Source organism: Thetidibacter halocola (genome assembly GCF_018224955.1).
In the GTDB taxonomy this organism is placed as follows: domain Bacteria; phylum Pseudomonadota; class Alphaproteobacteria; order Rhodobacterales; family Rhodobacteraceae; genus Thetidibacter; species Thetidibacter halocola.
Window position 1 is genome coordinate 75,427 of record NZ_JAGTUU010000002.1, and the last position, 26,934, is coordinate 102,360.

Consider the following 26,934-nt stretch of genomic DNA (forward strand, 5'->3'; position numbering starts at 1 on the left):
GCTGCCCAGGCGCCGCGCCGTTGGTGTCTATCCGTCCGCGGCGTCCTGTCCTGTCAACTGCCTCAACATGTTCTCGGCCGCGGCCCTGATGCCCGGATGCGCGGTCTCACGCGCGCGAACCAGCAGGGTTTCGGCTTCTTGTCTTTGTCTGTCCGTCAGGTTGTCCTGTTCCATCAGCGCCAGCGCCATCCGCAGCTCGATCCGGCCATCACCGGTCTGAGCGGATTGCGCCAGAATTCGGTCGCGCGTCGCGTTCGAGAGCGCGCCGAACAACCGCCCCTCGCCGTTGAAATCGACCACCGCCTGAAGCGCCAGCGCATTGCCCGCCCAGGCATGGGGATAAAGCACCTGGATATACTTGCGGATCCGCTCGGTCGGTTCGGTCGCGGGCGACAGGTGGCGCATCGCCTCGACCATCTCGGGTAGGGTCCAGACCCGGCCCGCCCCCACCGCGATCGCCGCGTGATAGGCCACGTCCGAGGCGGCGCTCTGCGCCTCGCCCCGTCCAACCAGCAGGCGGACGTATTTCTGTGCCGCCAAGCCGTCGCCATAGGCCGCAAGGCGGCGCAGGTGATCGTCGGACACGACCTGGCGGGCCTGCATCCGGCGGCGCGCGTCGCGCAACTCGGTGGGCAGGCCACGCATCGTGCTGCGGTCGGGCGTGACGGTGACGCTGATCTGGCGCGTGTCCATCTCGGCGGCGAAGGGCATGGGAATGCTCTGCGCCGCAAGCGGTGAGGCGACCAGCACGGCCAGCAAAAGGGCGCCGCGGATCATTGGCCCACCCCGCCTGCCGGGCAGTCGAATTCCGGCGCGGCGGCCATCGGCTCGGCGGTGCCGCCGGTCAGGCGCAACGACGCATCGCCGCGCAGATCCATCGCCACATGCCGCGACAGCATGGCAACGTCACCGTCCAGCAGGCGCGGGAATTGCTGCGACAGATCGTTGCCTTCCAGCAGCAGCGTCTCGCCCGTGGCGGTGGAGATCCCCGAGGCATTCTGGATCAGCACGTTGTCGGAAAGCTGCGTGACCGCGCCCCTGGACTGGGCCGAGACCCAGATGCCCGCGTTGCGGCTGCCCGCGACAAGGTTGGCGCTGACCGTGGTATCGCGGCTCTGGCGCACCTCGATCCCCTTCTGGCGCATATCCAGCACCACGTTGCCCGAGACGACACCACAGCGCGTTCGGAAAAGCTTGATGCCGCCGCCGATCCGGTTCGACAGGACGTTGCCGGTCACGGCCACGCGAGCGCTGTTGCCCTCGACGATGATCGCGGCGCGGTCGCCTTCGAGCACGTAGTTGCCCGAGACCCGCGTGTCGCTGGAGCCGTTCAGTACGCGGATCGCGTTGGTCACCGCGTCGCCGAAGAACAGGTTGCCCGCCACCTGCGCCATCGGCGAGGCCGAGACCAGAAGCGCGTTGTGGCGCATGTCGAAAAAGCGGTTCGACAGCACCTCGGCCCCGGTTGCGCCGGTGATCGACACGGTCATCACGTCCTCAAACAGCGTGTCCTCGATCCGCGAGCGGCCCAGTGCGCGCATCACCGGATGCGCCGCCACGGCGACGCCCGAGAACTTGCCCGTCTGGCCAAAGCCCAACCCCTGCACCCGCGCGCCGCGCATGGTCAGCATGCCGCCGCCACCCACCGCAAGGAACGGCACGAAATCGGGGGCAAGGGCGTTCTCCCCACCCGAGACGCCCAGCCAGGCACCCTCGACGGAAACCCGGCCAAAGCTCATCAGGAAGGCGCCGTCAGGGCGGCTGAGCGCGATCCGGTCCAGCGGACCGAGACGCAGGGTCGTGTCCTCCCACAGCAGGACGGGCGCGCGCAGCACCCAGGTGCCGGTGCCGTCCATGACCATGGGGGGCAAGCCGTGCCGGGCTAGTGCGGCGGCGATGTCGGACAGGGTCACAGAGCCGCCGCGAAAGGCCAGCGCATCGGTGCCGCGCGGCCCCTGTGCCAGCAGGATGTCGGTATTGTCCTTGCCGCCATGACTCTGCGCCAGGATCGCCAGGGCAAGGCGCATGTTCTGGAGGCTGCTTTGCGCCGGACCGTCGGGCAGGGCCGACAGGGCGGATGGCGCTGCGGCGGCCTCGACCGGCGCGGGGCGCGGCAGGCCGGCCTGGTCCAGCAGAGCGACAACGCTGCGGTCCCGGGCCGTGGGATCGTTGCGCAGCGTGTCGGTCAGCGCAGTCATCCGGGCGCGAAGGTCGTGCAGGTCGATGCCGGTATCGGCACGGGCCGGGACCGGCCCGAGAAGGGCGGCGCACAAGCCCGCGACCCCGAGGATCGCGGAAAGCCTATGCGCCAGCCCGTCAGGCATATTGCACCATGTTCATGTTCGGCGTGTTGGGATCGAAGGTTTCCAGCGTCACGAACAGCAGTTCCGCCGGCTCGTCACCGGTGTTGACGATGCGCACCGGGCCATTGGCATCGGCATAGATCCGGCCACCCTCGCGCGAGACCTTGCTCCATTCCGGGCCGCTGGCCTGCACCATGCCCCGGACCACGATGACCTGGCGCGAGCGCGGACCACGTTCGAGGATGATCGTGCGGCCGACGCCGATCTCGGCGGTGCCGAGGTGAAAGCGGTCGGTCTCGACGATCTTTTCCAGCGTCTCGGACTTGCGGAACGGCACCATCGCCGGGCGCGCCTCGGCCACGATCTCGGCCTCGGTGCGGCTGGCGGCCTTGAGCTGTTCCACCACCTTCTTGACGTCCTGCGTGTCGTCCATCCGGGCGACCAGCAGCGCGTCGGGCGTGTCGATCACGATGATGTCGGTCAGGCCGACCACGCTGACCAGGCGGGAATCCGCCCGGACCATCGTGTTCATCGCGTTCAGCGCGATGACGTCGCCCTGCAACACGTTGCCGTTCATGTCGCGGTGCGAGATGGCATACATCGCCTTCCAGCTGCCCACGTCGTCCCAGGACACGTCCAGCGGCGCCAGCGCGATGCGGTCGGTCTTTTCAAAGACCAGCCCCTCGGTCGGCTCGGACGCCGCGCGGCCAAAGCTGTCGGCATCCAGGAACAGGCCCTCAGGGGTGTCGAGGCCACGTTCGACGGATTCGGCCACCGCTGCGGCGGAGTCGGGGTCAAAGCGGGTGTATTCCTCGATGATCGTGTCGGCGCGGAACATCGACAGGCCGGACGCCCAGTAGGCCGCCTTGGCATCGATCAGAGCCTGCGCGGTTTCGGCGGGCGGTTTCTCGACGAAGCCACCGACGCGACGTACGCCCTCGAAATCGTCCATCGGGCCGGCATCGGTGATGTAGCCGAAGCCGGTTTCCGCATAGCGCGGCGGAATGCCGAAGGTGACGATGTGGCCGGCCTGCGCCGCCGGCAGGCAGCGCTCGATCGTGGCGTTCAACGGCCCCTCGATCACGTGATCGGCGGGGATGACGACAAGGATCGCATCGGGATCATTGCGCAGCGCGGCATGGGCCGCGGCCAGCACGGCGGGGCCGGTGTTACGACCCTTGGGCTCGCACAGGATGCGCGCACCGACCTGGACCTCTCGCAGCTGCTGGACCACGGTGCCGCGATGCGTGACGCCGGTCACGATCAGCGGATCGTGATACAACGCACCGCGATGACGCTGCACCGCCATCTGGAAGAAGGTCAGCGAGTCCGGGCCGCTCACGCGCTGGAACTGCTTGGGGCTTTGGGTTCGCGAGATCGGCCACAACCGTGTGCCGTTCCCGCCGCAGATGATCAGCGGATAGATTTTCGTCATGGAGAAGCCTCTCTCGTCAATCCGAATGCCCCCGGCAGGCTTTTCGACAGGCGCAGACGTGCTGCCTTGCCGATATCCGCCTCTGTCAGAGCGCCCGCTGGCGGCACCACCTCGACCGGGACAAAGAGATCGCCGCGCATTGTTGCCGCGCTGGTCGTCTCGTTCGGGACGATACGGACCGGGATGCTTCTCCCGTCGTTCAGATCCATGTGAACCTGGTCTCCGTTCATCGCCCTCGAAAGTCCCTCGATGCTCATCAGTGTTTGCACTCCAATTTCGGATCTATTAACGAAAATTGTCAAAATTAGGTCGGTGGGAAGGACAGTTGCGCCCTCGGAAATTCCTTTGGCCACAGCGACTTCGCAGTCACAGGGCATCTGGAAGTTCAGGACGTCGCCGGTATTGGCGTTAATGCTGTAGACAACTTCTCCTTTCTTGGCCTGAGGATTCAGGTAGGATATCTGCCCCGCGCCGGTCGCGCGCATCTGCTGGCCGCTGCTTTCGATGAAGATCGGGTGCAGTTCGTAGGCCGTGGTGTAGCGCTTGAACACGGTATAGGCGGCCATCAGGATCAGCAGGGCCGACAGGATCATCACGATGATCGAGCGCACGCGCTGCGACATCGGCTTGGCCGCCTCGTCCTTGGCGCGTTTCGGCTGGGTCGGCCCGGTGTAGGAGATCAGGCCGCCGATGGTGACGAAATCGCCAGCGATCACGTTGTTAAGGATGTAGCGCAGCTGCGGCAGGTGTTCGCCTACCGGGTCGGTGAACTGGAACACGCAGCGACCGTCGGCGCGTTCCTCCAGCACGGTGACCTGCGGGTGCAGCGTGACCGCGAAATTCTCGAAGGCGAAATGCAGCAGGCCCAGGTGTTTCGTGCCCACGCCCAGCGTGCCGCCCTCGTTCCGATGCGTGTGGATATGCGTGACGGACACCGCGTCGCCGTCATGGCGGCAGCCATCGACATGCAGGGTGAAGGGCACGCGCAGCAACGGATGCTCGTCCTCATAGCCAAAGTCGCGGGGCACGGCGCGGGTCTGCGGGCGCTCGGCCCTCGGCTCGGCGCGCGGCGTCTCGGGCCGGGCAGCGGGTGACGTGTCGGTTGCCCCCGAAAAGGTGAAGCCGGTCTCGAAGCTGTCGGTGTAGACGTCGTTTGCCATAACTCTACCTCTTGCGGCCTCATTCAAGCGTGTTCAGGAACAGGATGCCGACGGCCAGCCAGGTCAGCGCAAGCGCGTGAAAGGCGGCGGACTCGTAGGCCTTTATCCGGTCGTAGAGCGCCACGACGACCTTGCCGCCGCCAGCGCCCTGCCGGGTCCATTTCTGCTTGTCGAGGCGGAACAGGACGAAGGACTTGATGATCGCACCCGCGACCTGTCCGAAATACAGGATGAAGGGATGGGTGACGGGGAACCAGACCCCGTTGAACAGGGCGATGATTGTGCAGAAAAGATAGCGCGTCATCATCACCCAGGCGATATACAGCGGGATCACGATCGGCGTGTAGATGATCGCGGTCAGGAAGACAGAGGTCGGCCCGACAAGCGTCGTCCACATTGACACCCGCTGATCCAGGATCGACCACCAGGTGAAGAACCCGATCGAACGCGGTGACAGGCGCAGCGCCCGGCCATTGGTGCGCATCATGTTGCCGAACCAGCGCACCATCAGCGTCTTGGCACTGTCGTAAAAGGTGTCGCGCGGCTGGGTTTCCACCGACTGACTCTGCACGTCTGGCATATACAGCATCTCGTAGCCGTTGCGCAGCAGCCAGTACCAGGTCGACTTGTCGTCTCCGGTCAGGAAGTTGACGCGGCCCAGGCGCCAGTGGTCAAGGTGGTCGTGGCCAACCCCCCGGATGAATCCCGGATCGGTGGCCAGGCAGGCGCGGAAGACCGACATGCGGCCGGTCAGCGTCAGCACGTGGCGCGACAGGCCCATCGAGCACATCATGACCTGCCGCTGGTGAAAGCGCAGAACGAACCAATCCTTGAAAAGGTTCTGGCGGTCGATGATCGCCGCCTCGTCGGTGGTCAGCGCACCCACCTTGGGGTCCGAGAACATCGGCGCCGCCTGGTCCCAGATGTCGATCGGCACCACGGTGTCGCCATCGACGAAGATCATGATGTCGTCCTGCGTCGGCGCCATCTCGGCCAGAATGCGCAACGCCTTTTCCATGGCGTCGCGCTTGCCGCTGGACTTGATCCGGTCGATGACCAGCCGGACGTTCGACATGTCATGCGGCGATGCATCGTAGAGATGCCGGATCAGGCGCACATCCTTGCCATCGACGACCGAGGCGACCACCGTCGCCCCGTCGCGCGCATTGGCCGCCGCCTCGAACAGGCGGCGATAGACCATCATGGTCGTCTCGTTATCCACCATGTAGGTGGTGACCATGAAATAGCAGTGCGCCCGCACACCGCTTGCGGCAAAGCGCTGGCGGGCGGCGCGTTTCCAGCGCGGGTAGTGCACACGGCGAAAGATGATCGCGCGCACGAAGTTGGTCATCGCCCAGCTGTACCGCCACATGCCCAGGAAGCCCACGATCAGGATCGCGTTCGACGCGGCATGCACCTCCCCCAGGGCACCCTGGGGGATGACGGTCAGCAAAAGCAGGATGACCGAGAAATACGCCAGATGGGTGATGGCCAGCAGCATGCGCTTACCAGCAGATGCCTTCGTAGCGATCCTTGCTGACCATCTCGCGATGCAGGCGGGTCAGGTCGACGACCGGGCGACTGGTGGCGGCTGCCTTCAGCTTGTCGACGGTTTCGTTGTAGTAGTTCCCGACCAGCACGGCGCCAGCGTCGTTGATGAGCTTGTCCAGGTCGCCCACCAGGCGGTGTTCCAGGTCCGGCACGCTTTCGTTGCCTCGGCCCGCGCCCGGCGTCCCACTGTCAAAGGCCTCCTTGACGAAGGGATCGTAGATGTCGACCTCGATTCCCTTGCCGATCAGGCGTGCCGCGAGACTGATCAGCGGGCTTTCCCGCAGGTCGTCCGTTCCCGGCTTGAAGCTGATGCCGACAAAGCCGACCTTGGTCGCACCACTCTTTTCGATCAGCGCCTCGGCCCGGGCGATCTGCGCCTCGTTCGCGTCCAGCACGGCGTTCAGCAGGTGCGGCTGTACGCCGTTCTGCGTGGCGAGGTGGCGCAGTGCGCGCACGTCCTTGGGCAGGCACGACCCGCCAAAGGCAAAGCCCGGCCGCATGAAATACGACGACAGCGCCGCCTTCTTGTCGCTGCACAGGATCTCCATCACGGTCTGGCCGTCGATGCCGCAGGACTTGGCGATGTTGCCGATTTCGTTGGCATAGGTCACCTTGACCGCGCGCCAGGTGTTGCTGGTGTATTTCACCATCTCGGCTGTGCGGATGTCGACCTTGTGGATCTCGCAGGGCATGTCCCTGTTCAGGTCATACAGCGCCTCGCCGGTCTTTTCGTCCATGAAGCCGAAGACCACCAGACCGGGGTCATAGCTGTCGGCGATGGCGGTGCTTTCGCGCAGGAACTCGGGGTAGTATCCGACACCGAAATCGCGGCCCGCAACCTTGCCCGACATCTGCTCCAGCATCGGGATGCAGGCGGCCTCGGTGCTGCCCGGCACGATGGTCGAGCGGATCACGACCGAGTGCCAGGCGTCCTTGTCCGCCAGCGCGCGACCGATGGTCTCGCAGACCGATGTGACATAGTTCAGCCCGACAGAGCCATCCGGCGCCGAAGGCGTGCCGACGCAGACAAAGGAAAGGTCCGTCGCGTGGATCGCCTCGGCGAAGTCGATCGTGGCACGCAAGCGTCCGGCAGCGACCATGTCGCGCACCAGCTCGTCTATGCCTTCCTCGACGATGGGGGATTTCCCCGAGTTGATCGCGTCGATCTTGCCCGGGTCGACATCAACCGCGATCACGTCATGTCCGTCTTTCGCCAGAACGGCTGCGGACACGACTCCAACATACCCAATGCCAAAGACACTGATTCTTGCCATAACTCTGCCTCATGTGTTGACCCCGTCATTTTATCGCAGGGCCTTGATTGTCGGGCAGTCTACGGCCGCACTGCATTCGGGCAAGCTAACCTTTGAAGAAGGATCAACTTTTCAGGGCTTGTGCCCCGTTCGCTACAGTCTGTTGCCGTTTCGGACGGCCTTATCCGCCGATTTTGCGCCTTGACGGTCCGCATTTGCACCAGATGTGGGTAGAGCCTATAGTTGCCACACAGGATATTCGCAGGTGGGGAAGATATGGCGTTCCGGGGGCTGATGACCGTGATCCTGGCGTCGATCCTGTCGGCCTGCCTGCCGGTCATCGGGTTCCGCACGGCCGAGCCGGTCGATGCCCCCGCCGGATACGAACGCTTCTTCAGCCCCGCACCCCATGCCTTCCGCTTTGTCGAGGCCCGCGTCGGCGAGCCCGCGCGCCGCGGCGATCGCGCCGAACGGTTCGAGCTTCGCGACGGCGATTGCGGCGGCAGCGATTGCGGCAACCCGCGCTACCGGGCCGAGATCCGCATGCTGGACGACACGATCCGCGCCCGGTCGGGCGAGGACATCTGGTATGGCTGGAGCCTGTACAACGCCTCGCTGCCCGCCTTCGAGCGGCGCGACAGCCTGCGCGTCGTTCTGGGACAATGGACCATGGGCGGCGGCGTCAGTCCGGCAATCCGCCTGATTCAGCTGGGTGCCGACGAAGGCAACTGGACCGAATGCACGCAGGCGGTCTGTGCCGGCCCGGAAACCGCCAGCGGCGATGTGGCGATCCAGCTCGAGGATCTGCGCCGCGCGCTGGACTGGGGCCCAGCCCAGAACGATGGGTATGTCTGCCGCCTGTTCGACAGCCAGCAGGCGCGCAACCGCTGGACGGACATCACGCTGAACACGAATTTCGCATCCGGCCTGGACGGGTATCTGCGGGTCTGGGTGAATGGCGTGCTGAAATGCGACTACCGCGGTCCGGTCGTATCGCAGAACAGCCTGCTGGAAAGCCTGCGCCCCGAACACCGCCGGGGCGTCTTCGTCAGCTACTCGAAACGCTGGGAGGATACTCACCCCGGACGGCCCAAACCGACGCTGATCGTCTACTACGACGAGTTTCGGGTGGGCCGCTCTCGGGCAGATGTGGATGTGTTCATGCTGGAACGCGCAGGCGTCGCGCCAGTGGACTGACCGGCGCGCCGGCGTTCAGATCGTCAGGGAAACCGTCGTGCCGTCGGCATAGGCAAAGACGATGGCGTTGTCCTCGTAGGCAACGGCGGCCTTGCCGGCAAAGCGCGCGCCATCCTTCGGAACGACCCGCACAACGGTGTTTTCGCGCAGGTCGATCGCCGTATTGCGGGCGCGTGCGATCTGGTGTGTTTCGGTCTTCATCCTGGCAGCTCCTTCGCGGATGAACGGGCAGCGTTCGCCTTCGGGTCCCTGACCCTAGTCCTTGGACTGGCCGAAAACGACCAGATCAACAGCAGCGATTGCGACCATGGCGAGCAGAAAAGCCATCGTTCATCTCCCCGAGTTTTGCCCCTTAACCCTTGGTCGAGCAATAGCATTCAAGGCAGGAAAGGGGCAGAAATTCGCAAATCTGTCCGAAAAACGGCGAATTCGGGGCAGCACTGTCCGCCGTGCGGCGAAGGCTTTGTTCATGTCTGTTAATTGTTTCTGAAAACATGCCGAAACGTCGATCGCCCGCCCGAATCACGTCTCTTTCCGGCAACCGAATTGTGGCTACGTGCCTTTATCTGCGCGGATCGGCCCCCGGCAGCAGATCGATCCAGACCAGGCGATGCGGCCCGGCGCCCTCTTCCGGCGGCAGGGTTCCAGCGTTGCGGACGGTCAGCATCGCGGCGGGCAGGATATAGCTGACCCGCATCGGACCGACGCCGTCCCACGTGACCGAGGGTTGCCCGGCCAGCGGATCCTGCCAGAGCGGATCGTCAAGCCAGGCGTTCACCGCCTCATGCCAGCCCTCGCCCCCCTGCGGGTCGAGGTTGAGATTGCCGATCAGCACATGCGGCCCCGGCGGCGGCGGGCCAAGCGCGCCCTCCAGCGCGTGCCGCCACAACAGGACCTCGTCCCGATTGCGGCGGCCGTTGCGATCCTCGGGTCCGTCGAAGACCGGCGGCGTCGCGGACAGGGTCAGCAGGGTCAGCGGGCCGTCGGGATGCGCGACACGCAGCGCCCAATGCGCTGTGGAGGACAGGCGTTGCACGTCGTCGGCGGGATCTTCCGGCGCGATGGCGCTGTCGGGCAGCGTCGTCCAGAGCCGCGCCGAGTGATCCGCCAACAGCGTCACCGGCCAGCGCGACAACAGCGCCTGCCCGCCCTGCCCCGAAAACCAGCCATAGCCTTGCGCATCGCGCGGCCCGCCGGTGCGGCCGTCGCCGTCCAGGTCCAGCCCGGTCTGCATCCCGGTATTGGGACGCAGGGCAAAGAGATACGGATAATCCAGCCCCGCCGCCCCCAGCGCAGCGCGCATCGCGCCCAACGCAACCAGCCCGGCGTCGAAATCCACGTTCGTCAGCAGGATCACGTCGGCCCGCGCCGCGGTCAGGGTGGCCATGCCCGGAACAGGATCGTCCGACACCAGGTCCTTGAGCAGCAGGCCCGGCCCCTTGCGACTGAAATCGCCCGCCCAGGTGGCAAGGCGCAGCGGCTCTGCCGCGGCCGCGGTGAGGAACAGGCAAAGCGACAGGAAAAGACCTGTCAGGCGACCTGCACCTGGGCCTGCCGATAGGCGCGGCGGCGCTTTTCCTCGATCAGCTCGGCGATGCGCATCAGGGCAAAGCCCCGCATGATCATGCTTGCCGGCAGAAAGGCCCATGCGCTTGTCATCCAGATCAGGGTCTGCGGATCGTCCAGGTGGATCGACATCGACAGGGACGAGACGGCCTTGACGACCGCCGGGATCAGGAATGGCAGAAGAAACCCTAATGCAATGTTAATGTTGGCGTCCCGCTTAAGCCGACGCAGCACGTCGCCGCCCGCGGTCGGGTCGAACAGCGGCAGGTTGACCCAGAAATTGAAGGCCCCGCGCCGGATCGGCCAGTCGAGGAAGCGCACGAGACAAACGAAGACCGCCAACAGGCCCATCGAGATCAGGTAGGCCAGTCCGGCATGGGTGCGGATGAGGTCAGTCAACGCGGCAGACGCGCCTTCGGGGGCCAGCAGGACCATCAGGCGCACCGGCGAAAAGGGAAAGTCCAGAATGCCGCCCGCCACGTCGCCGATCCCGCTCAGGACCGCGCCCAGCGCAAAGGGATGCACCTGATGCCGCGCGATCAGGGACAGCAGCAAAACGGTCAGGAACAGCGCGAGAAAGCGCATCCGGTTGAAAGGCGGGGCGTTGCGAAACTCGATCAGCGAAGGATACTCGCTGACATATTCGACAAAGGTCAGGACGGCTGCAATCAGCGCCAGCAACGCGACCATCTGTGCGGCGTCCGCGTCGGCACCCGGCGCCATAAGGGTCGGCATCGCCACCAGCAACGCGACCAGAAAGGCCCGAGCGGCCGCTGCCACCATCCTTGAGATCACGATCCTGCCCCTTTCGTCCGGATGGGCGCGGTTCATTGCCGCCCCCTTTTGATCCGACACGACTCCGCCAATTGTGGCGGTATGCCTCATTATTGACATAGTTTTGCCCTCATTCAGCCGCTGCGGCAATATCCCCAGGCTACTCAAGGGCGCGTTTCAGGCAATTTCGCGGAAGACGTGGTGCCGGAATGCATCATTCACGGGGCAAGACCGGGGCTGCGTTGTGATTGGCCACAAGCCGTTGTGGAGCATGAAAAAGCCGCCACAAGATCACTTGAGGCGGCTTTGTGTTCCGGCTTGGCGAACTGTCAGACCCAGGGACGCGCCTGCGACGCCTGCGCCTCGAACGTGTCGATGGCGGCGGCCTTTTCCATCGTCAGGCCGATATCGTCGAGCCCGTTCAAAAGGCAGTGCTTCTTGAAGCTGTCCACCTCGAAGTGGAACACTTCGCCGTCGGACGAGGTCACGGTCTGCGCCTCGAGATCGACGATCATCCGCGCGTTAGACCCTTTCTCGGAATCCTTCATAAGAACGTCCACCGCCTCTTGCGGCAGCACGATGGGCAGGATGCCGTTCTTGAAGCAGTTGTTGAAGAAGATGTCGGCAAAGGAAGTGGAGATCACCGCCTTTATGCCGAAATCCTTCAGCGCCCAGGGCGCATGTTCACGCGACGAGCCGCAACCGAAGTTGTCGCCTGCGACGATGATCTGCGCCTGGCGATACTGCGGCTTGTTCAGCACGAAATCGGGAACCTCGTTGCCGTCGCGATCATAGCGCATCTCGTCGAACAGGTTCACGCCCAGCCCGGACCGCTTTATGGTCTTGAGGAACTGCTTGGGGATGATCATGTCGGTGTCGATGTTGACCAGCGGCAGCGGCGCCGCGATCCCGGTGAGTTTCTCGAACTTTTCCATGATCTTCCTCGGGTTAAGGACAAAGCGACGTGCACCTCTCTCAAGATGCACGTCAGCCTCTTACACTGTACCGGGACAGATTGGCAATTCCGTCACGCGCGGTTTCGCCGCCGCGAAACAACCGCACCCAATCCGAGCGCAGACAACAGCAACAAGCCAGCGGCCGGCAGCGGCACTGCAGATGCCGTAACGAGCGACTGGCTTTGAGGAGTTCCGACAGCTTCGAAGAAGGACAGGTTGTAGCGCTTGGGGCCCGCGTAGGTTTCGGCATTCGCCAGGTAAACGGCGGCACCCGAGTTCACCGCAGCGGACGAACTCGCCCTGAAGGTTCCGGCTGTCAGGTCCCAGTCGCTGTCGTAGATGGTATTCCACAATGCCATCTGGAAGGCGGCGCTTTCATCGGCTGTATCGATATTGGCGCCGTAGTTGGCATCGAACACGTTCTGCAGACGACCAAGAGAGCCCGCCAGGGAGTTGAAGGACCAAGGGGCCTTGGTCTGCTCATATTCAGAGCTGTTCAGCAGCCTCCTCGTGATGTCGAGACAGTAGGCAAGGAACTCGTCGACACCGTCAGACATCTTGAATGCGCCCGCGCCCGCCGGGTTGAATGCAGGCGTAACGGGGGTCGTCTGGAACTGAACCGTGCGAAAGCCGTATGCCGAACCTTCAAAACTCAGCGTTGCCGCCTGCGAAGATCCGGAAAAAAAGGAGGCGGCCAAGAAGACCGACAAGGAAAAATATTTCTTCATCCCACTCACCATGAAGCACAGATCACAATCAAGGAAAGCGTATCACTACCCCTGCCCGAGTCAACGATCAGGGCAAGAGAAGGGCTTTAAAGTGTCGTTTGACGCCATCGCTTAAAAGGATCCGTCCGCAAACGGCAGAATTGTTCCACCTGCGAAACAATCTGCTGAGTTCAATACAACTTTTGCGGCAGTCCGGGTCAAACCCCAATCTGCCGCAAACCTTTTTCAGACCGCGTCAACCCGTGATTCGCCGGACATCGGTCAGGTGCCCGGTCAGCGCGGCGGCGGCGGCCATGGCGGGCGACATCAGGTGCGTGCGGCCCTTGTAACCCTGCCGTCCCTCGAAGTTGCGGTTCGACGTCGCGGCGCAGCGCTCGCCCGGTGCCAGCTGATCGGGGTTCATGGCCAGGCACATGGAACAGCCCGCAAGGCGCCATTCGAAACCGGCCTCCTTGAAGATGTCCGCCAGGCCCTCTTCCTCGGCCTGCGCGCGGACAAGGCCCGAGCCCGGCACGACCATGGCGCGCTTCACCTTGATCTTCTTGCCCTTCACGATCTCGGCGGCGGCGCGCAGATCCTCGATCCGGCCGTTGGTGCAGGAGCCGATGAAAACGGTGTCGATCTCGATATCGGTCAGCTTCTGGCCCGGTGTCAGGCCCATGTAGTCCAGCGAACGCCTGGCCGCCTCGACCTTGCCGCCCTTGAAGTCCTCGGGCGCGGGGACAACGCCGGTGATCGGCAGCACGTCCTCGGGCGAGGTGCCCCAGGTCACGACGGGGGAAATATCTTCGCCCTTCAGCGTCACCACCTTGTCCCAATGCGCATCGTCGTCTGACCGCAGCGTTTTCCACCAGGTCATCGCGGCTTCCCACTGGGCACCCTTGGGGGCGTGCGGGCGGCCATTGACATAAGCAAAGGTCTTTTCGTCCGGCGCGATCAGGCCGGCGCGCGCGCCACCTTCGATGGCCATGTTGCAGACGGTCATGCGGCCTTCCATCGACAGGTCGCGGATCGCCTCGCCGCAATACTCGATGACATAGCCAGTGCCGCCTGCGGTGCCGGTCGCGCCGATGACGGACAGGGTGATGTCCTTGGCGGTCACACCGGGGCGCAGCTTGCCGGTGATCTCGACCTTCATGTTCTTCGACTTCTTCTGGATCAGCGTCTGGGTAGCCAGCACATGCTCGACCTCGGAGGTACCGATGCCATGCGCCAGAGCGCCAAAGGCGCCGTGCGTTGCCGTGTGGCTGTCACCGCAGACCACCGTCATGCCAGGCAGGGTCCAGCCCTGTTCCGGCCCGACAATGTGCACGATGCCCTGGCGGATGTCCGACACGGGGTAATAATGGATGCCGAAGTCGCGCGCGTTCTGGTCCAGCGCGGCGACCTGGATTCGGCTTTCCTCGGGCATCTGGTCGGGGTTCTCGCGACCAGGCGTCGTCGGCACATTGTGGTCCGGCACGGCGATGGTCTTGTCCGGCGCGCGCACCTTGCGACCGGTCATGCGCAGACCCTCGAAGGCTTGCGGGCTTGTCACCTCGTGCACAAGGTGGCGGTCGATATAGAGAAGGCAGGTGCCGTCCTCTGCTTCGTGGACGACATGTGCGTCCCAGATCTTGTCATAGAGGGTCTTGGGGGACATCGGTCCTCTCCCGTGATTTGACGATGGCGGGGAATGGGGGTGCGGATCGGGCGCTGATCACGTCCTTAGGCAGGCACGCACCGTGTGGGTCGCACCGAAGAACCGTTCGCGCAGGCGGGCACGGTCGCCGATATCCAGCATCTGTTTCATGCGCAGCCTCATATATCGCCGGAGCGAGTCTCGCAAGGCGGAGCCCGCGCCGGGCGCAGGTCAGCCCGCGTCGATCTGCTGCTGCCATCCGTCAGTCAGCCCCAGCCAACGGGCTGCCGTGTCGACCTCTTCGAAAACCGCGATCCGCAGGCGCGGATAACCCGAAAGGTTGCCCTCGATCATCCGGGCGATGCCCTGCCCCAGGGTGCCCGGCCGCGCCACCAGCGCCATTCGGAACACCACGGTCTCGTCGAGGGCGGCGGCCTCGATCGCCCGGCGCACCAGCGGCACCAGGCGACGCAGGCGTTGGGCGCTCAGACCCGAGGTCTCGACCTCGCGCAGGTCCGAGATCATGCGCCACATGCCCTGGTGCAGCAGCGCGGCAAAGCCGCTGTGAAGGAAGCGAAGAAGGTCTTCAACCTGCGGGGACTGGCCCGCCGTGAAAATGACGAAGCCCTGCTCGGGCACGCCCCTGATGTTCATTTTCCACCCAATGGAGGACCGGCCCGGGTCGCGGGATCGCTTCGCAAATGGGAATGCAGGGCCGTACATTCAATGGCGGGGCGGCGCCCGCACACGATCGGAGCGCGGCGTCATTCGGCGCGCCCTTGCCAGCCATGCATCCGGGCCCGACCGAAGGCGCCGCACGATCCGGCGCCGCCCCGATTTCGCTGCACAGGAACTGGGCGGCGTTAAAAAAAACCGGTCCGCAGCGCCCCTGCGACAATTCTGTCGCATTGAAAATGATCCGGTCAGCCCCTTTTTACCGTAAACCTGAAAAACAGTTTCATAAGGTATCATGCACAGCACGCTGAACAGGATCAATCTGGCGCTCATCGCGGTCCTCGTGGCCGCGGCCGCCGTTGCGCTGCCTGCCGGCCTGGAGCCGGTCGGGCCCAGCCTTGCCCACCTCGTTCCCTGACGGGGTTGCCCGCACCTGACGGGAATGCAAGTCTTGGCGAAATCGCCAGGACGCAAGAATGAATCCGGACACATCCGCGGCCACGGCCGAAATGCACACCGCCTTCCTGTCGCTGCTGGCGCAGGCAGAGGCCGCTCTGGCGACGGTGCTGCGTCCCTGGATGGGCTACCAGGTGGCGATCGTCGTCGCGCTGTTCCTGGTCGCGTCCCTGTCGGCCCACTTCTTCCGCGCGCGCTTCGACACCTGGTTGCGGACGCGCGAGGGTTGGCCGAAATGGCGCCTGCGCCTCGGGCTGATGGTGAACCGCCGGATGCGGATGATCGTCTTCGTCGCGCTGATCTGGCTGGTCTACTCGGTCATGCGCGAGGTCACATGGCCGTCGCGCTCCTACCTGCTGGGGATCGTGGCGAACCTGGCGACCGCCTGGCTGTTCATCGCCTTCGCCACGCGGTTGATCGTGAACCCGCTGCTGCGCGCCCTGGTGCGCTACGGCGCCTGGGCTTGGGTCACGCTGTCGATCCTGAACCTGACGGACGAGGCACAGGGCCTGCTGGACGGCATCGCGTTCACCATGGGCGACACGCGCCTGTCTCTGTGGCTGCTGATCAAGGCCATCGCCCTGCTGACGGTGCTGATCGCCGGGGCGCGCTTTGTCACCACGGCGGGCGCGGCCAGCATCCGCCAGAACGACGACATCAGCCCCTCGATGCAGGTGCTGGCGATCAAGGCGATGCAGGTGGTGCTGTTCGGCGCGGCCTTCTTCACCGGCCTGAAATTGGTGGGCGTCGACCTGACCGGGCTTGCCGTGCTGTCCGGCGCGATCGGCGTCGGCCTGGGCTTTGGCCTGCAAAAGGTTGTTTCGAACCTGGTGTCGGGCATCATCATCCTGCTCGACAAGTCGATCAAGCCCGGCGACGTCATCAGCCTGGGTGATACCTTTGGCTGGATCGCCAGCCTGGGCGCGCGCTATGTCAGCGTGGTCACGCGCGACGGCAAGGAATACCTGATCCCGAACGAGGACCTGATCACCGGACAGGTGGTCAACTGGTCCCATTCCAACGAATTCGTCCGTCTGGACATCTTCTTTGGCACCGCCTATGGCGACGACCCGCATCTGGTGCGCAAGGTCGCCGTGGCGGCGGCGAAAAGCGTGCCGCGCGTGCTGTCGGACCGCGCGCCGGTCTGCCACATCGTGGGCTTCGGCGACAGTTCGGTGGACTACATCCTGCGTTTCTGGATCCGCGACCCGACAGAGGGGCTGACCAACATCCGCGGCAACGTCTTTCTGGCGCTGTGGGATGCGTTCAAGGACAACGGCATCTCGATCCCGTTCCCGCAGCGCGAGGTGCGCATGCTGCGCGACCCGGCAGAGGCGCAGGCGGCCGCTTCGGCGCTGGACTGAACCGGTTTTCCTGTATGGACACGGGCGCCCGTTAACAAGCTTTTAGCGTTCCGCGGATTAGCGTCCAGCCGAGGGAATCGCGGTTCCCTTACGTCTCTCCGGGGCGGACGGCATGGTCAGGGCCGTCCGCCTCATTCCCCTGTATTGGATGTCGACAGGCGGCTCACTCCGTGTCGCGTATGCTCGTGCCGATGGGTCGCGCCGTGCACCGTATCGCTGCCACCGAAACCCCGGGCCGCAGATTCACCGGACAGGTCGGTTGTGCTTGCGCCGCATGGCCGCAGCGCGCCCCCTGCGGCGGTGCGTCGGGCTGACAAGCGGTGCGCGCCTGCGCATAGTCGGGCAAAACCATTCCCGGAGGGACAGAATGAGCGAAGACATCGTTATCCTGAGCGGCGCACGCACCGCCATCGGCACCTTTGGCGGCAGCCTCGCCGGCACCCCGCCCATCGATCTGGGCACCGCCGCCGCCAAGGCCGCGCTGGAGCGCGCCGGGGTCGAGGGCGGGCAGATCGGCCACGTGGTCTTTGGCCATGTCATCAACACCGAACCCCGCGACATGTATCTCAGCCGCGTCGCCGCCATGCAGGCCGGCGTGCCGGACACGGCGCCCGCGATGAACGTAAACCGGCTGTGCGGTTCCGGCGCGCAGGCCATCGTCTCGGGCACGCAGGCGCTGATGCTGGGCGATTGCGATTTCGCGCTGGTGGGCGGCGCCGAGGGCATGAGCCGCTCTCCCTACATCGTCCCGGATCAGCGCTGGGGCGCCAAGATGGGCGACATCCGCACGCTGGACATGATGCTGGGCGCGCTGAACTGCCCGTTCGGCACCGGCCACATGGGCGTCACCGCCGAGAATGTCAGCGCCGAGCACGACATCAGCCGCGAGGCGCAGGACGCCTTCGCGCTGGAGAGCCAGAAGCGCGCCGCGGCCGCCATCGCCGATGGTCGCTTCAAGGAGCAGATCGTGCCGGTCGAAGTGCGGGTGAAGCGCGACATGGTCCCCTTCGACACAGACGAGCACCCCAAGGCCACGACGATGGAGGCGCTGGCCGGGCTGCGCGCGGTGTTCAAGAAGGACGGCAGCGTGACGGCGGGCAACGCCAGCGGCATCAATGACGGCGCGGCGGCGCTGGTGCTGGCGCGGGCAGGCGCGGCGGAACGGGCCGGGCTGAAGCCACGCGCGCGGATCATCGGCTATGCCCATGCAGGCGTGCGCCCCGAGGTCATGGGCATCGGCCCAATCCCGGCGGTCGAGGCGCTGCTGGCGCGCACCGGCCTTTCGGTAGGCGATTTCGACGTGATCGAAAGCAACGAGGCCTTTGCCGCGCAGGCGCTGGCAGTGAACAAGGCGCTTGGCCTCGACCCCGCCAAGGTGAACCCGAATGGCGGCGCCATCGCGCTTGGTCATCCGGTGGGCGCAACGGGCGCGATCATCACCGTCAAGGCGCTGTATGAGCTGGAGCGGATCGGCGGCTCGAAGGCGTTGATCACCATGTGCATCGGCGGCGGTCAGGGCATCGCCCTTGCCATCGAACGCCTCTGACCTGTAGGGCGGGGTCGAACCCCGCCCTGCCCGATGCCGGACAGACGATGAGCCCTTTCCTGGGGTCCAGCCGATTTGTCATCCTGATCGTCGTGCTGGGCGTTCTCCTCCTGGCCCAAGCGGTGACCCGGGACGGGCAGCGCGACCTGATGGGCTTAGGCATCGGCATCGTGGCGCCGACGTGGTTTCTGGACGCCAAGGCGGGCAAGGACAAGTAGGCGCCTTTGTTGCAACCGGGCTTGGGGCTCTGCCCCCGCCGCGCCGTGCGCGGCTCCCCGGGATATCTTCAGCCAGACGAAGGCGCCGTCAGCGCAGTTCGACCGAGACCCGCCCCGACTGCCCGCTTGCGTCGATGACCGACAGGGTGGCGAAGCCCGGCCCGGGCAGCGGCGCGAGGAAGGCGCGGTCGCGCAAGCCAGTGGCCAGCACCCGCCCATCCGCCAGCAGCGTGAAGGGCGGCACGCCGCCGCGCAGCTTGACCGGAACACCCGCCGCATCGGCGATCAGCGCGGCGCCGTCGGGCGGGAAGGTGACGCGCAGCCCCTCTGTCTGCGCCGCCGCGCCAAAGCGTTGCAGATGGGCGGGCAGCTGGGCGTGGCCCGTCAGCAGGGTCTCGGGCGGCGGCGGGGCCAGCGGTACGTCGCGACCCCTTGCGCGGCCCAGCGCCTGGAACAGGAGCGGCGCGGCAAGGTCACCGCCAAAGGCGCCGGGCACCGGCGTGCCGTCGGGCCGACCAATCCAGACACCCGCCACATGCGCCCCGTCCCAGCCCAGCGCCCAGGCATCGCGGTGCCCGTAGGAGGTGCCGGTCTTGTAGGCGACCTGCCCCGGCCTGCCAGCGCCGGGTGGCGGCGGAAGCTGCGACAGGATCTGACCAAGATGCCAGCTGGCGGCGGAGGACAACACGCGCGCACCCGGCGCGACGGGCTGCTTGCGCCAGTGCAGCGGCACGGCCTGCCCGCCCCGCGCAAGCGTGCCGTAAAGCTGCACCAGGTCCTCGAGCGTCAGGCCCACGCCGCCCAGCGACAGGGCAAGGCCGGGCGCGCCGCCTTGCAGGGCCGGTTCCAGCCCCGCCACCCGCAGGGCCGCCATCACGTTCGCCGGTCCCATCTGGGCCGTCAGCCGCACCACCGGCACGTTCAGCGACAGTTGCAGCGCCTCGCGCACCGGCACCTCGCCGCGAAAGACCCCGTCGAAGTTCTGCGGCGTGTAGCTTCCGAACTGCACCGGCGCGTCGAGGATCAGTGTCTCGGGATGCGCCAGCCCCCGGTCGAAGGCGAGGCCATAGACCAGCGGCTTCAGCGTTGATCCGGGCGATCGCAACGCCCGCGTCATGTCGACGAAACCCTGACCCTGTGTCGCGGCATAGTCCGGCGAGCCGACCGAGGCGAGGATTTCTCCCGTCGCGTGATCGGCGACCACCACCGCCATCGACAGGCGCGGATCGCGCCCGGCCATGTGGCGCCGCACCAGGTCCTCGAGCCGCGCCTGAAGCCCGGCATCCAGCGTCAGGTCATGTCGGCCCGGCCCCTCGGCCAGGGCGAAGTCGGCCAGGTGCGGGGCCAGTTGCGGCATCGGGTGGCGGCCCAGCGGCGCGGCGTCGCGGCGGCTGGCCAGCGCCGTCTCGGAATCCAGAATCCCGGCCCGCACCATGCGATCCAGCACCCGGTCGCGGGCGATGCGCGCGGCCTGCAAGTGACGGTCGGGACGGCGGCTTTCCGGCGCTTGCGGCAGGGCGACCAGCAGCGCGGCCTCGGCCGGGGTCAGGCGGCGCGGCTCCTTGCCCAGCCAGATCAGCGAGGCGGACCGCAGCCCCTCGACATTGCCGCCATAGGGCGCAATCGCCATGTAGACTTGCAGGATCTCGGGTTTAGACAGCCGGCGTTCCAGCGCCAAGGCCAGCCGCACCTGCCGCAGCTTGCCATGCCATTCTCCGGTCGGCCCGTCCTCGAGCAGGCGGGCGACCTGCATGGTCAGCGTGCTGGCCCCCGACACGACCCGCCCATGGCGCAGCGCCTGCCAGCCGGCGCGCAGCGCGGCGACGGGATCAACGCCGGTGTGATCGAAGAACCGCCTGTCCTCGTAGGCGACCAGCATCCGGGTGAACAACGGATCGACCTGGTCCGCCGAGAGCGCCAGCCGCCAGATCCCGTCATCGACCGTGTAGGCCCGCAAGAGGGCGCCGTTTCGGTCGCGCATCTCGGCCCCGGTTTCCTGCACCAGCACCGGCAGGGGCGTGGCGTCGATCCAGCGGTCCAGCGCGTCGCGCCCCGCCGCGACCGACCAGAGGGCCACCACCAGCGCCAGCAGGGCGCGGGTCACGGAACGGCCTCCCACAGGCCGGGATAGCCGGTGACAAAGCCGTGTTCGTCCACCTCGAGATACGCGGCGAATCCGGTTTCCTCGGCAGCGTAATGGACGTATCCGCCGCGTTCGCGCCGGTAGCTCTGGTGCAGCGGGTCCAGCAGCGGCCCGGGCACGCGCAACCAGGCGGCACAGGTGCGGATCGTGCCGACCTCGGGCAGGCGACGGATCGGCATGAGATTGGTCGCCGGGGTAAAGCCCAGGTCGACATCGGTCGCGCCCCGCAGGTCGGGTTGCGGGGTGTCGTTCAGCGTCCAGTCCGCGCCGTTCCGTTCCAGCCGCAGCGCCACCGCGCCGCCGCCCTGCGTGCCGCTGACATCGCAGGACAGCGTGTGCCAGCCCTCGTCGCAGCGCACAACGTAATCCAGCGCCGCCCAGCCGGTCGCATCGCGAAAGCGCGCGTGGCCCACCAGCATCCAGCCGTGATCCATCATTGCCAGGCGACACTTGTCCTCGCCGTCGCGGTCCAGCGCGCGCCAATGCGCCGTGGCGACGGTCTGGCCGGTCATTTGATCACCACCCGGCCCGACGCCGTCGTCGCGCGGTAGTCCGGGCGATACATGTCCTCGACCAGCGCGGCGGGGTGATGGAACGCGCCGGGCGAGACCGCGCGCAGGATATAGGCCAGCCGGATCGGGTCGGCGCCGCCCTGGGTCACGGCGGCCAGGAAACGGTCGGCGCGGAACTCGGCCGTGTCGACCTCGGCCACCTCGAGCCAGTCCAGCGCCTTGAGGTCGCCGGATTGCAGCAGCGAGGGGTTGTCGATCTCGAACCCCGCCGGCAGCGCGTCGTCGATCATCAACCGGGCGCGCGTGTCCTCGGCCGGGCGCACCGTCAGCACGGCGACCAGCCGCGTGCCGGTGGCGACACCGGCGGAAGGGTCCACGAGGTCTCCCTCCAGCGTGTAATAGTCACGCGTCAGGCCATAGCCATAGCCCGAGGCCAGCGTGTCGCCCGAAGGCACGCCGAGCGTGGTCAGCGTCACGTCGGTCGGGCCGCTGCCGGTATTGGTGATCGTCATCGGCTCCAGCCCGGCACCTGTGAGACGCCGCAGGAATGGGCCGGTCGCCGGCACGCCATCGACATCAATGCCTGACACGGTCGGGTCCTGCACCATCGCGTGCGCCGCCAGCAGCGCCCAGGCCTGTTCCTGCGTGCTGCGCGGGGTACGGATGGCTGCGACCAGCGCCTCGCGGTCGACTGCCTCGGATCGGCTTTCCACCGCCAGCGTCAGCAGCCCTGCCGCATCGCGCATCGGCGTGCCGTAATCGGCGCGCCAGACCTGCCCCTCGGGCGTCTGCCGGGACAGGCGTGCGGCGGCTGCGGCGAACATCGCATCGGCCCGCACCTGGTCGCCGTAGGAGGCCAGCGCCGCGCCCAACTGCGCCAGCGCAAGCGGCGTGGCGAAGGCATCCTTGCGCTCGTCGGCGTAGTAGCGCAGGTCGCCCACCTGTGCGCGGCCCTCGCGCGCCAGCACCATCAGCGCAAAGGCGATATCCTCTCCGCCCTCGTCGAAATCGGGCGCGTAGGCGATGCGGTTGTTCAGGTTGTCGAGGGCGGAGGCAAAGGCGCGGTCCGGCACGTCATGCCCTGCGGCCCTGGCCCGGCTCAGGAAGTCGGTGACATAGGCATCCAGCCAGAAATCCCCCGAATCCGCCCGCCACAGGCCAAAGGCGCCGTTGGCCGACTGCCGTGTCAGCACCTTGTCCACCGCCTGCCCGACGCGCTGCCGCATCCGGTCGGCCCCGCCAAGGCCCAGCGGTTCGGCCAGAGCCGACAGATACAGCAAGGGCAGCGCCTGCGAGGTCACCTGTTCCGTGCAGCCGTAGGGGTAGCGATCCAGCGAGGCCAGCAGACCCGGCACGTCGAACCGCGCCAGCGGCCCGGCCGAGATCAGCGCCTGCGAGGACGCGAGACGGAACCCGTCGAACACCTGCCCGTCCAGTGTAAAGGTCTGCCCCGGCGCCAGCGTGAAACGCCGCGTCTGGCCGATGACCGGGTCGTTCGCCCGCACGCCCAGCGTCAGCGCCTTGGTCAGGCGCTGGCCCTCGGGTGTGGTGAGCGCAATCTCGATCCGGAAATCGCCCACATCGTCAGCGACAAGAGGCAGCGACACGGCGGCCTTGCCACCTTCAGCCAGCGCGACCGTCTCGGGTGCCCCTGTCAGGCGCAGGCCGTCGGCTGCGACCTCCAGCGGCATCGCGCCCGTCGCGCCCTTGGCATGGGTGAATTCCAGCAGCAGGCGGCTTTGATCCCCCGGCGCAAGGAAGCGTGGTAGAGAGGCCGTCATCACCACCGGGTCGCGCACCAGTACATCCATCTGCGCCTGACCCACGCCCTTTGCCGACCAGGCCACCGCCATCACCCGCACGGTGCCGTTGAAGTCCGGCAGGTCGAAACTGACCCGCGCTTTGCCCTCGGCATCCACGGTCACGGGGCCGGAAAAGAAGGCGACCAGGTCTTCGGTCGGCGGCGGACTTTGCATCCGCATCACCGCCGAGGCATCGCCACCCGTGCGCACCTGCCCCATCGCGCCGTTCATGCCGTCGATCAGCCGACCATACAGGTCGCGGATCTCGACACCCAGCCTGCGCTGGCCAAAGAAATGCGCCGACGGATCGGGCGCCTCGAAACCGGTCAGGTTCAGGATGCCCAGGTCGACCGCCGCGACGGTCACATGCGCGGCCTCGCCCGGCGCCAGCCCATCGATCCGCACGGCGGCGGTCAACGGACCGCGGGGCGCGGCCTCTGACCCGGTCTCGAGGGTCACGGCCAGCTTGCGCGCGCCCGGATCGACGGCGGCATGGGCGAGACCCAGCACGCGGCCCGGGTTCATCCCCGCCGCCACATCCATCGGGCGCAGCACCTGCGCGGTGACATAGACGCCCGCGCCCCACTCCTCGGTCACGGGCAGTTGCAGGGTGTTTTCGCCCTCGGCCACCTCGACCGCCTGCATGGAAATCACCCGGTCGGCCAGCACCGTGACCAGCGCCTTGCCCGCCGAACGTGGCACCATGCGCAGCGTCGCGGTATCGCCGACGCGATAGCTGGCGGCGTCCAGCGACATGTCCAGCATGTCCGGGCTGTCGGCCGCGTCTGCCGCAGCATACCAGCCCGCGTCGAACCCCATCGACGCGGCGACATAGGCGCCGTCGGTGCGTTCGACGACGATCTCGTAAGCGCCCCATTCGACATCCGCCGACACGCGCACCGGATCGGCGCCCAGAGTCGCCGCGCCCCGTGCGACGGTCTGGCGGGTCGTCACCGGCTCCCAGTACCAGCTGCCATATTGCTGATACCACTGGTAGCGCGTGTTGACGCGGTTCACCTCCCAGGTCACGGCCATCGCCTGCGGCATCAGGTCGGGGCCCAGCGCGATCAGGTCAAAGCCGGCCTCGGCCCCCTCGGGCAGGGTGTCGTCGAAATTGGGCCTTATGCCGATCATCGGCACAGGCGACGCAACCGGCCGCGTGATGCTGCGTTCCACCGGGCGGCCCGAGGCCTCGGCCAGGCGCAGGGTGATGCGGGCCGACATGGGGCGGCCTTCGGCGTCAAGTTCAGGCATCGGCAACGGCAGCATGGCATTGCCCGTGGCATCGGTGCGCAGATCGGCGGGCAGCCCCTCGCGCCGCGCCGCCGGGTCGGCGTCGTGACGGCCGAAGCGGTAGCGCGGGAAGGCGTCCAGCCGGTTCTGCGCCGACAGGGTCACGTCGCCCTCGATGGTCAGGTCTGCGCCCGGCGCGCCGAACAGGTAGCGCGCCGACACGCCCATCAGCGGCGGCGAGAGCGGGTTGAACGGCGCATCGGGCAGGGTCAGGTCAAAGTCGATCCGCTCGGGCACGAAATCCTCGACGAGGATCGTGGTCGAGGCCAGCGCGGGCGCCTTGGGGTCGGCATGCACCTCCAGTCGCCACGCCCCACGCGGCACCGAGGCGGACAAAGGCAGGTCGAACACATGCCCGCCGTCGATCCCGCCATCCGAGACATGGCGCGAATGCTCCACCCCGTCGGGGCGGGTCAGCACGGCGGTCATCGGCACATCGGCCACCGCATCGGCCCGCGCGTCACGCAACAGCGCAGTCGCGTGGATCACCTCTCCGGCGCGATAGGCGCCGCGGTCGGTTGCGAGGAAAGCGTCCAGCGGCCCGGCGGGCGCGCGGCCTGCCACGCCCCGGTCGCTGAGGTCGAAGGCCGGGTCGGTCAGCGACAGGAAGGCCATGTCGGCATCGCTTTGCCGCGCCACCACCATCGCAGGCGCAGCGCCCCCGGTGCCGCGCGTCAGGCCGGGCGCAAAGCGTGCCACGCCCTGCGGATCGGTCGTCACCCGGTCCAAAACCCGGTTGGCGCGGTTCATCAGCACCACCTCGACCCCCGCCAGCGGCCCGGCATCGGCCAGGCCACGGGCAAAGACCGTCAAGCCATCCGTGCCCTGCATCGTGGTCAGGCCGATATCGGACAAGAGGAACCATTGCGTCGCCCTACCCTCTTCGTCATCGCCCGGCACGGCGGCGGTCAGCGCATAGAGCCCGGCGGGCAGGTCGCCCACCACGTCGCCCATCGGCAGGCGGGTCAGCATGTCGCGGTTCAGGTCGTTGCGCACCTCGCCGGCGCCGCGCCAGATCTCTTCGGCGACGGTGTCGGCAAAGAAATCCTCTTCCCAGCGGTTCAGCGGTTGGCCGAACCAGTTGTCCTGCATGGTGCGGATCAGGTTCGCATCGGCCACCCGGCGCAGCACCAAATCGACCGTGTCCAGGTTCACGGTCTCGACCGGCAGACCGGCATCGACCGAACGCGGCAGCACATAGGCGCGGCCCGGAAAGCCTACCCTTGGCGCGCGGTCACGCACATAGGCGGTGATGGGCACGTCTCGCACCAGCGACTCGCCCGTGCCCGAGGGCAGCCCGGCGCGGAAGGTCAGCGTGTAGCGCGCACCATGCTCGACCCCCTCGACGCAGAGCCTGTCACCCGAGGCGGTGACCGCAAGACGGGGATCAGGCAGCCGGACATAGCTGGCATAATCGACACCCGCACGCACCAGCGCCTCGGAGAACTCAGCGCAGATTCGGGGCGCGGCGGCGTCGGCCTCGACCACGTGCTCGGTGATGCGAAAGCCGTATTTGCCGATCGCCTCGTCCAGAAGGGCGCTGACATCGGCGCGGGGCTGCAGCGTTTCCGCGAGGCGCAGCGCGGGGATCATGTCGCGCCCCCGTCCCTGCTGCTCCAGTGCCTGCGCGAGGTCGTAGAGCGCGGCGACGCGCAGGGCATCCGTGCCGCTGCGCAGGTAGGCGTTGATCGTCGCCAGGTAGGCGCGGTCGCTGTAGCGGCGCTGGTCGGACCCGCTCTGCGTTGCCTGATACTCGACCGACCAGGCGCCGTATTGCAGCCAGAGCGCAGCTTCGTCGGTCTGCGCCAGCGCGGCGCCGGTCCAGTGGATGGCCTGCGACCAGTTGCCCTTGGCGCGCTCGTCCTGCGCGGCCTGCAACAGTGCGGCGGGTGTCCACTGGCCGCCGCCATGGCGCAGCGCCAGCGCCTCGGCCTCGACCCGCGCGCGGGCAAGATCGGACTCGGACAGGAAGGCGAGGTCGGCGCCACGCAAAGCCGCGCGGGTCAGGGCAGCGGGATCCACCTTCACGACACGGGCCGAGAGCGCACCCTCGAACGGTTCCTCGCGGCTGATACCGGTCTTGGGGAAACAGACATTGGCCTTCTGGTTGAAGGTCAGGGCGTTGCAATGCGGATCGTTCAGGCACAGGCGCTGGCAGGCGTCGAACGTGGTGTCGAACAGCGGTTGCAGGTCGCCGCCGGGAAAATCCATGTCCCGCGTCACCACCAGGCGCCGCTCGGGCAGCCATTCCTGCGCCACGGCGAGCGAGGTGGAAAGCGCGCCCAACACCAGGGCCAAAACCAAACGCCGCATGGGAATGCTCCTTTTCACCAATCCCCCGATGCTGCCACGGCGCGCCCCAAGCCTGCAAGGATTCGGAT

Annotated in this window: 22 protein-coding genes; 5 read left to right on the top strand and 17 right to left on the bottom strand. The window is 66.7% G+C overall.

Annotation, left to right across the window (positions count from 1 at the left end):
• Positions 1-27: 27 nt before the first annotated feature.
• The 6 genes from KB874_RS04645 to KB874_RS04670 are packed head-to-tail and all read right to left on the bottom strand — an operon-like array spanning position 28 to position 7,723.
• A complete protein-coding gene (locus tag KB874_RS04645; RefSeq protein ID WP_212535392.1) occupies positions 28-777 on the bottom strand; it encodes a hypothetical protein in 750 nt (249 codons plus the stop codon).
• Entirely contained in the window at positions 774-2,324 is a 1,551-nt protein-coding gene (locus KB874_RS04650; protein WP_212535393.1) for a right-handed parallel beta-helix repeat-containing protein, read from the bottom strand. Before KB874_RS04650 ends, KB874_RS04645 begins: the two co-directional genes overlap by 4 nt.
• Entirely contained in the window at positions 2,317-3,738 is a 1,422-nt protein-coding gene (locus tag KB874_RS04655; protein WP_212535394.1) for a mannose-1-phosphate guanylyltransferase, read from the bottom strand. The genes KB874_RS04650 and KB874_RS04655 overlap by 8 nt, the downstream gene beginning before the upstream one ends.
• Complete coding sequence (locus KB874_RS04660) at positions 3,735-4,898, bottom strand: hypothetical protein (protein WP_212535395.1); 1,164 nt, start codon at positions 4,896-4,898, stop codon at positions 3,735-3,737. Before KB874_RS04660 ends, KB874_RS04655 begins: the two co-directional genes overlap by 4 nt.
• A gap of 19 nt (positions 4,899-4,917) precedes the next feature.
• The gene (locus KB874_RS04665) at positions 4,918-6,399 is read right to left on the bottom strand and encodes a glycosyltransferase (protein ID WP_212535396.1); all 1,482 of its coding nucleotides are present in this window, start codon (positions 6,397-6,399) and stop codon (positions 4,918-4,920) included.
• A gap of 4 nt (positions 6,400-6,403) precedes the next feature.
• Entirely contained in the window at positions 6,404-7,723 is a 1,320-nt protein-coding gene (locus tag KB874_RS04670; RefSeq protein WP_212535397.1) for a nucleotide sugar dehydrogenase, read from the bottom strand.
• A gap of 255 nt (positions 7,724-7,978) precedes the next feature.
• Between KB874_RS04670 and KB874_RS04675 the strand changes: the two genes are divergently transcribed.
• Entirely contained in the window at positions 7,979-8,899 is a 921-nt protein-coding gene (locus KB874_RS04675; protein ID WP_212535398.1) for a heparin lyase I family protein, read from the top strand.
• A 15-nt stretch (positions 8,900-8,914) separates the two neighbouring features.
• On the opposite strand, the gene KB874_RS04680 is transcribed toward KB874_RS04675, so the two are convergent.
• From KB874_RS04680 to KB874_RS04715, 8 genes are all read right to left on the bottom strand, one after another.
• On the bottom strand, positions 8,915-9,100 hold the full coding sequence (locus KB874_RS04680) for a hypothetical protein (RefSeq protein ID WP_212535399.1): 186 nt from the start codon (positions 9,098-9,100) through the stop codon (positions 8,915-8,917).
• A 361-nt stretch (positions 9,101-9,461) separates the two neighbouring features.
• The gene (locus KB874_RS04685) at positions 9,462-10,286 is read right to left on the bottom strand and encodes an endonuclease/exonuclease/phosphatase family protein (RefSeq protein WP_249200276.1); all 825 of its coding nucleotides are present in this window, start codon (positions 10,284-10,286) and stop codon (positions 9,462-9,464) included.
• 143 nt (positions 10,287-10,429) lie between these two features.
• Entirely contained in the window at positions 10,430-11,296 is an 867-nt protein-coding gene (locus tag KB874_RS04690; RefSeq protein WP_249200277.1) for a hypothetical protein, read from the bottom strand.
• Positions 11,297-11,568: 272 nt separating this feature from the next.
• A complete protein-coding gene (gene leuD, locus KB874_RS04695) occupies positions 11,569-12,174 on the bottom strand; it encodes a 3-isopropylmalate dehydratase small subunit (protein ID WP_212535401.1) in 606 nt (201 codons plus the stop codon).
• Positions 12,175-12,266: 92 nt separating this feature from the next.
• A complete protein-coding gene (locus KB874_RS04700) occupies positions 12,267-12,923 on the bottom strand; it encodes a hypothetical protein (protein WP_212535402.1) in 657 nt (218 codons plus the stop codon).
• A gap of 235 nt (positions 12,924-13,158) precedes the next feature.
• A complete protein-coding gene (gene leuC / locus KB874_RS04705) occupies positions 13,159-14,565 on the bottom strand; it encodes a 3-isopropylmalate dehydratase large subunit (RefSeq protein WP_212535403.1) in 1,407 nt (468 codons plus the stop codon).
• A gap of 57 nt (positions 14,566-14,622) precedes the next feature.
• On the bottom strand, positions 14,623-14,715 hold the full coding sequence (locus KB874_RS04710) for an isopropylmalate isomerase (RefSeq protein WP_249200278.1): 93 nt from the start codon (positions 14,713-14,715) through the stop codon (positions 14,623-14,625).
• 60 nt (positions 14,716-14,775) lie between these two features.
• Positions 14,776-15,198: a hypothetical protein gene (locus tag KB874_RS04715; protein ID WP_212535405.1), complete on the bottom strand. Its 423-nt coding sequence runs from the start codon at positions 15,196-15,198 to the stop codon at positions 14,776-14,778.
• Between the two features lie 316 nt (positions 15,199-15,514).
• Between KB874_RS04715 and KB874_RS23110 the strand changes: the two genes are divergently transcribed.
• From KB874_RS23110 to KB874_RS04730, 4 genes are all read left to right on the top strand, one after another.
• Positions 15,515-15,637 (top strand): hypothetical protein, encoded by a 123-nt coding sequence (locus tag KB874_RS23110; protein ID WP_283053820.1) that lies wholly within the window; start codon positions 15,515-15,517, stop codon positions 15,635-15,637.
• A gap of 58 nt (positions 15,638-15,695) precedes the next feature.
• Positions 15,696-17,039, top strand: a complete 1,344-nt coding sequence (locus tag KB874_RS04720; RefSeq protein WP_212535406.1) for a mechanosensitive ion channel family protein — start codon at positions 15,696-15,698, stop codon at positions 17,037-17,039.
• Between the two features lie 367 nt (positions 17,040-17,406).
• Positions 17,407-18,585 carry an acetyl-CoA C-acyltransferase family protein gene (locus tag KB874_RS04725; RefSeq protein ID WP_212535407.1) on the top strand — a complete coding sequence of 393 codons (1,179 nt, stop codon included), beginning with the start codon at positions 17,407-17,409 and terminating at the stop codon, positions 18,583-18,585.
• A 47-nt stretch (positions 18,586-18,632) separates the two neighbouring features.
• Complete coding sequence (locus KB874_RS04730; RefSeq protein WP_212535408.1) at positions 18,633-18,803, top strand: hypothetical protein; 171 nt, start codon at positions 18,633-18,635, stop codon at positions 18,801-18,803.
• Between the two features lie 88 nt (positions 18,804-18,891).
• Here KB874_RS04730 and pbpC read toward each other — a convergent pair whose 3' ends face one another.
• From pbpC to KB874_RS04745, 3 genes are read right to left on the bottom strand one after another with little or no spacing between them, the layout of a single operon-like run.
• Complete coding sequence (pbpC, locus tag KB874_RS04735) at positions 18,892-20,907, bottom strand: penicillin-binding protein 1C (RefSeq protein ID WP_212535409.1); 2,016 nt, start codon at positions 20,905-20,907, stop codon at positions 18,892-18,894.
• Positions 20,904-21,458 carry a putative glycolipid-binding domain-containing protein gene (locus tag KB874_RS04740; RefSeq protein WP_212535410.1) on the bottom strand — a complete coding sequence of 185 codons (555 nt, stop codon included), beginning with the start codon at positions 21,456-21,458 and terminating at the stop codon, positions 20,904-20,906. The genes pbpC and KB874_RS04740 overlap by 4 nt, the downstream gene beginning before the upstream one ends.
• On the bottom strand, positions 21,455-26,866 hold the full coding sequence (locus KB874_RS04745) for an alpha-2-macroglobulin family protein (protein WP_212535411.1): 5,412 nt from the start codon (positions 26,864-26,866) through the stop codon (positions 21,455-21,457). Before KB874_RS04745 ends, KB874_RS04740 begins: the two co-directional genes overlap by 4 nt.
• Positions 26,867-26,934: the final 68 nt, after the last annotated feature.

Excerpts from the sequence above, each read along its gene's own strand:
- KB874_RS04645 (WP_212535392.1), bottom strand. The coding sequence starts at position 777 with ATGATCCGCGGCGCCCTTTTGCTGGCCGTGCTGGTCGCCTCACCGCTT.
- KB874_RS04650 (WP_212535393.1), bottom strand. The coding sequence starts at position 2,324 with ATGCCTGACGGGCTGGCGCATAGGCTTTCCGCGATCCTCGGGGTCGCG.
- KB874_RS04655 (WP_212535394.1), bottom strand. The coding sequence starts at position 3,738 with ATGACGAAAATCTATCCGCTGATCATCTGCGGCGGGAACGGCACACGG.
- KB874_RS04660 (WP_212535395.1), bottom strand. The coding sequence starts at position 4,898 with ATGGCAAACGACGTCTACACCGACAGCTTCGAGACCGGCTTCACCTTT.
- KB874_RS04665 (WP_212535396.1), bottom strand. The coding sequence starts at position 6,399 with ATGCTGCTGGCCATCACCCATCTGGCGTATTTCTCGGTCATCCTGCTT.
- KB874_RS04670 (WP_212535397.1), bottom strand. The coding sequence starts at position 7,723 with ATGGCAAGAATCAGTGTCTTTGGCATTGGGTATGTTGGAGTCGTGTCC.
- KB874_RS04675 (WP_212535398.1), top strand. The coding sequence starts at position 7,979 with ATGGCGTTCCGGGGGCTGATGACCGTGATCCTGGCGTCGATCCTGTCG.
- KB874_RS04680 (WP_212535399.1), bottom strand. The coding sequence starts at position 9,100 with ATGAAGACCGAAACACACCAGATCGCACGCGCCCGCAATACGGCGATC.
- KB874_RS04685 (WP_249200276.1), bottom strand. The coding sequence starts at position 10,286 with ATGGCCACCCTGACCGCGGCGCGGGCCGACGTGATCCTGCTGACGAAC.
- KB874_RS04690 (WP_249200277.1), bottom strand. The coding sequence starts at position 11,296 with ATGAACCGCGCCCATCCGGACGAAAGGGGCAGGATCGTGATCTCAAGG.
- leuD (WP_212535401.1), bottom strand. The coding sequence starts at position 12,174 with ATGGAAAAGTTCGAGAAACTCACCGGGATCGCGGCGCCGCTGCCGCTG.
- KB874_RS04700 (WP_212535402.1), bottom strand. The coding sequence starts at position 12,923 with ATGAAGAAATATTTTTCCTTGTCGGTCTTCTTGGCCGCCTCCTTTTTT.
- leuC (WP_212535403.1), bottom strand. The coding sequence starts at position 14,565 with ATGTCCCCCAAGACCCTCTATGACAAGATCTGGGACGCACATGTCGTC.
- KB874_RS04710 (WP_249200278.1), bottom strand. The coding sequence starts at position 14,715 with ATGAAACAGATGCTGGATATCGGCGACCGTGCCCGCCTGCGCGAACGG.
- KB874_RS04715 (WP_212535405.1), bottom strand. The coding sequence starts at position 15,198 with ATGAACATCAGGGGCGTGCCCGAGCAGGGCTTCGTCATTTTCACGGCG.
- KB874_RS23110 (WP_283053820.1), top strand. The coding sequence starts at position 15,515 with ATGCACAGCACGCTGAACAGGATCAATCTGGCGCTCATCGCGGTCCTC.
- KB874_RS04720 (WP_212535406.1), top strand. The coding sequence starts at position 15,696 with ATGAATCCGGACACATCCGCGGCCACGGCCGAAATGCACACCGCCTTC.
- KB874_RS04725 (WP_212535407.1), top strand. The coding sequence starts at position 17,407 with ATGAGCGAAGACATCGTTATCCTGAGCGGCGCACGCACCGCCATCGGC.
- KB874_RS04730 (WP_212535408.1), top strand. The coding sequence starts at position 18,633 with ATGAGCCCTTTCCTGGGGTCCAGCCGATTTGTCATCCTGATCGTCGTG.
- KB874_RS04740 (WP_212535410.1), bottom strand. The coding sequence starts at position 21,458 with ATGACCGGCCAGACCGTCGCCACGGCGCATTGGCGCGCGCTGGACCGC.
- KB874_RS04745 (WP_212535411.1), bottom strand. The coding sequence starts at position 26,866 with ATGCGGCGTTTGGTTTTGGCCCTGGTGTTGGGCGCGCTTTCCACCTCG.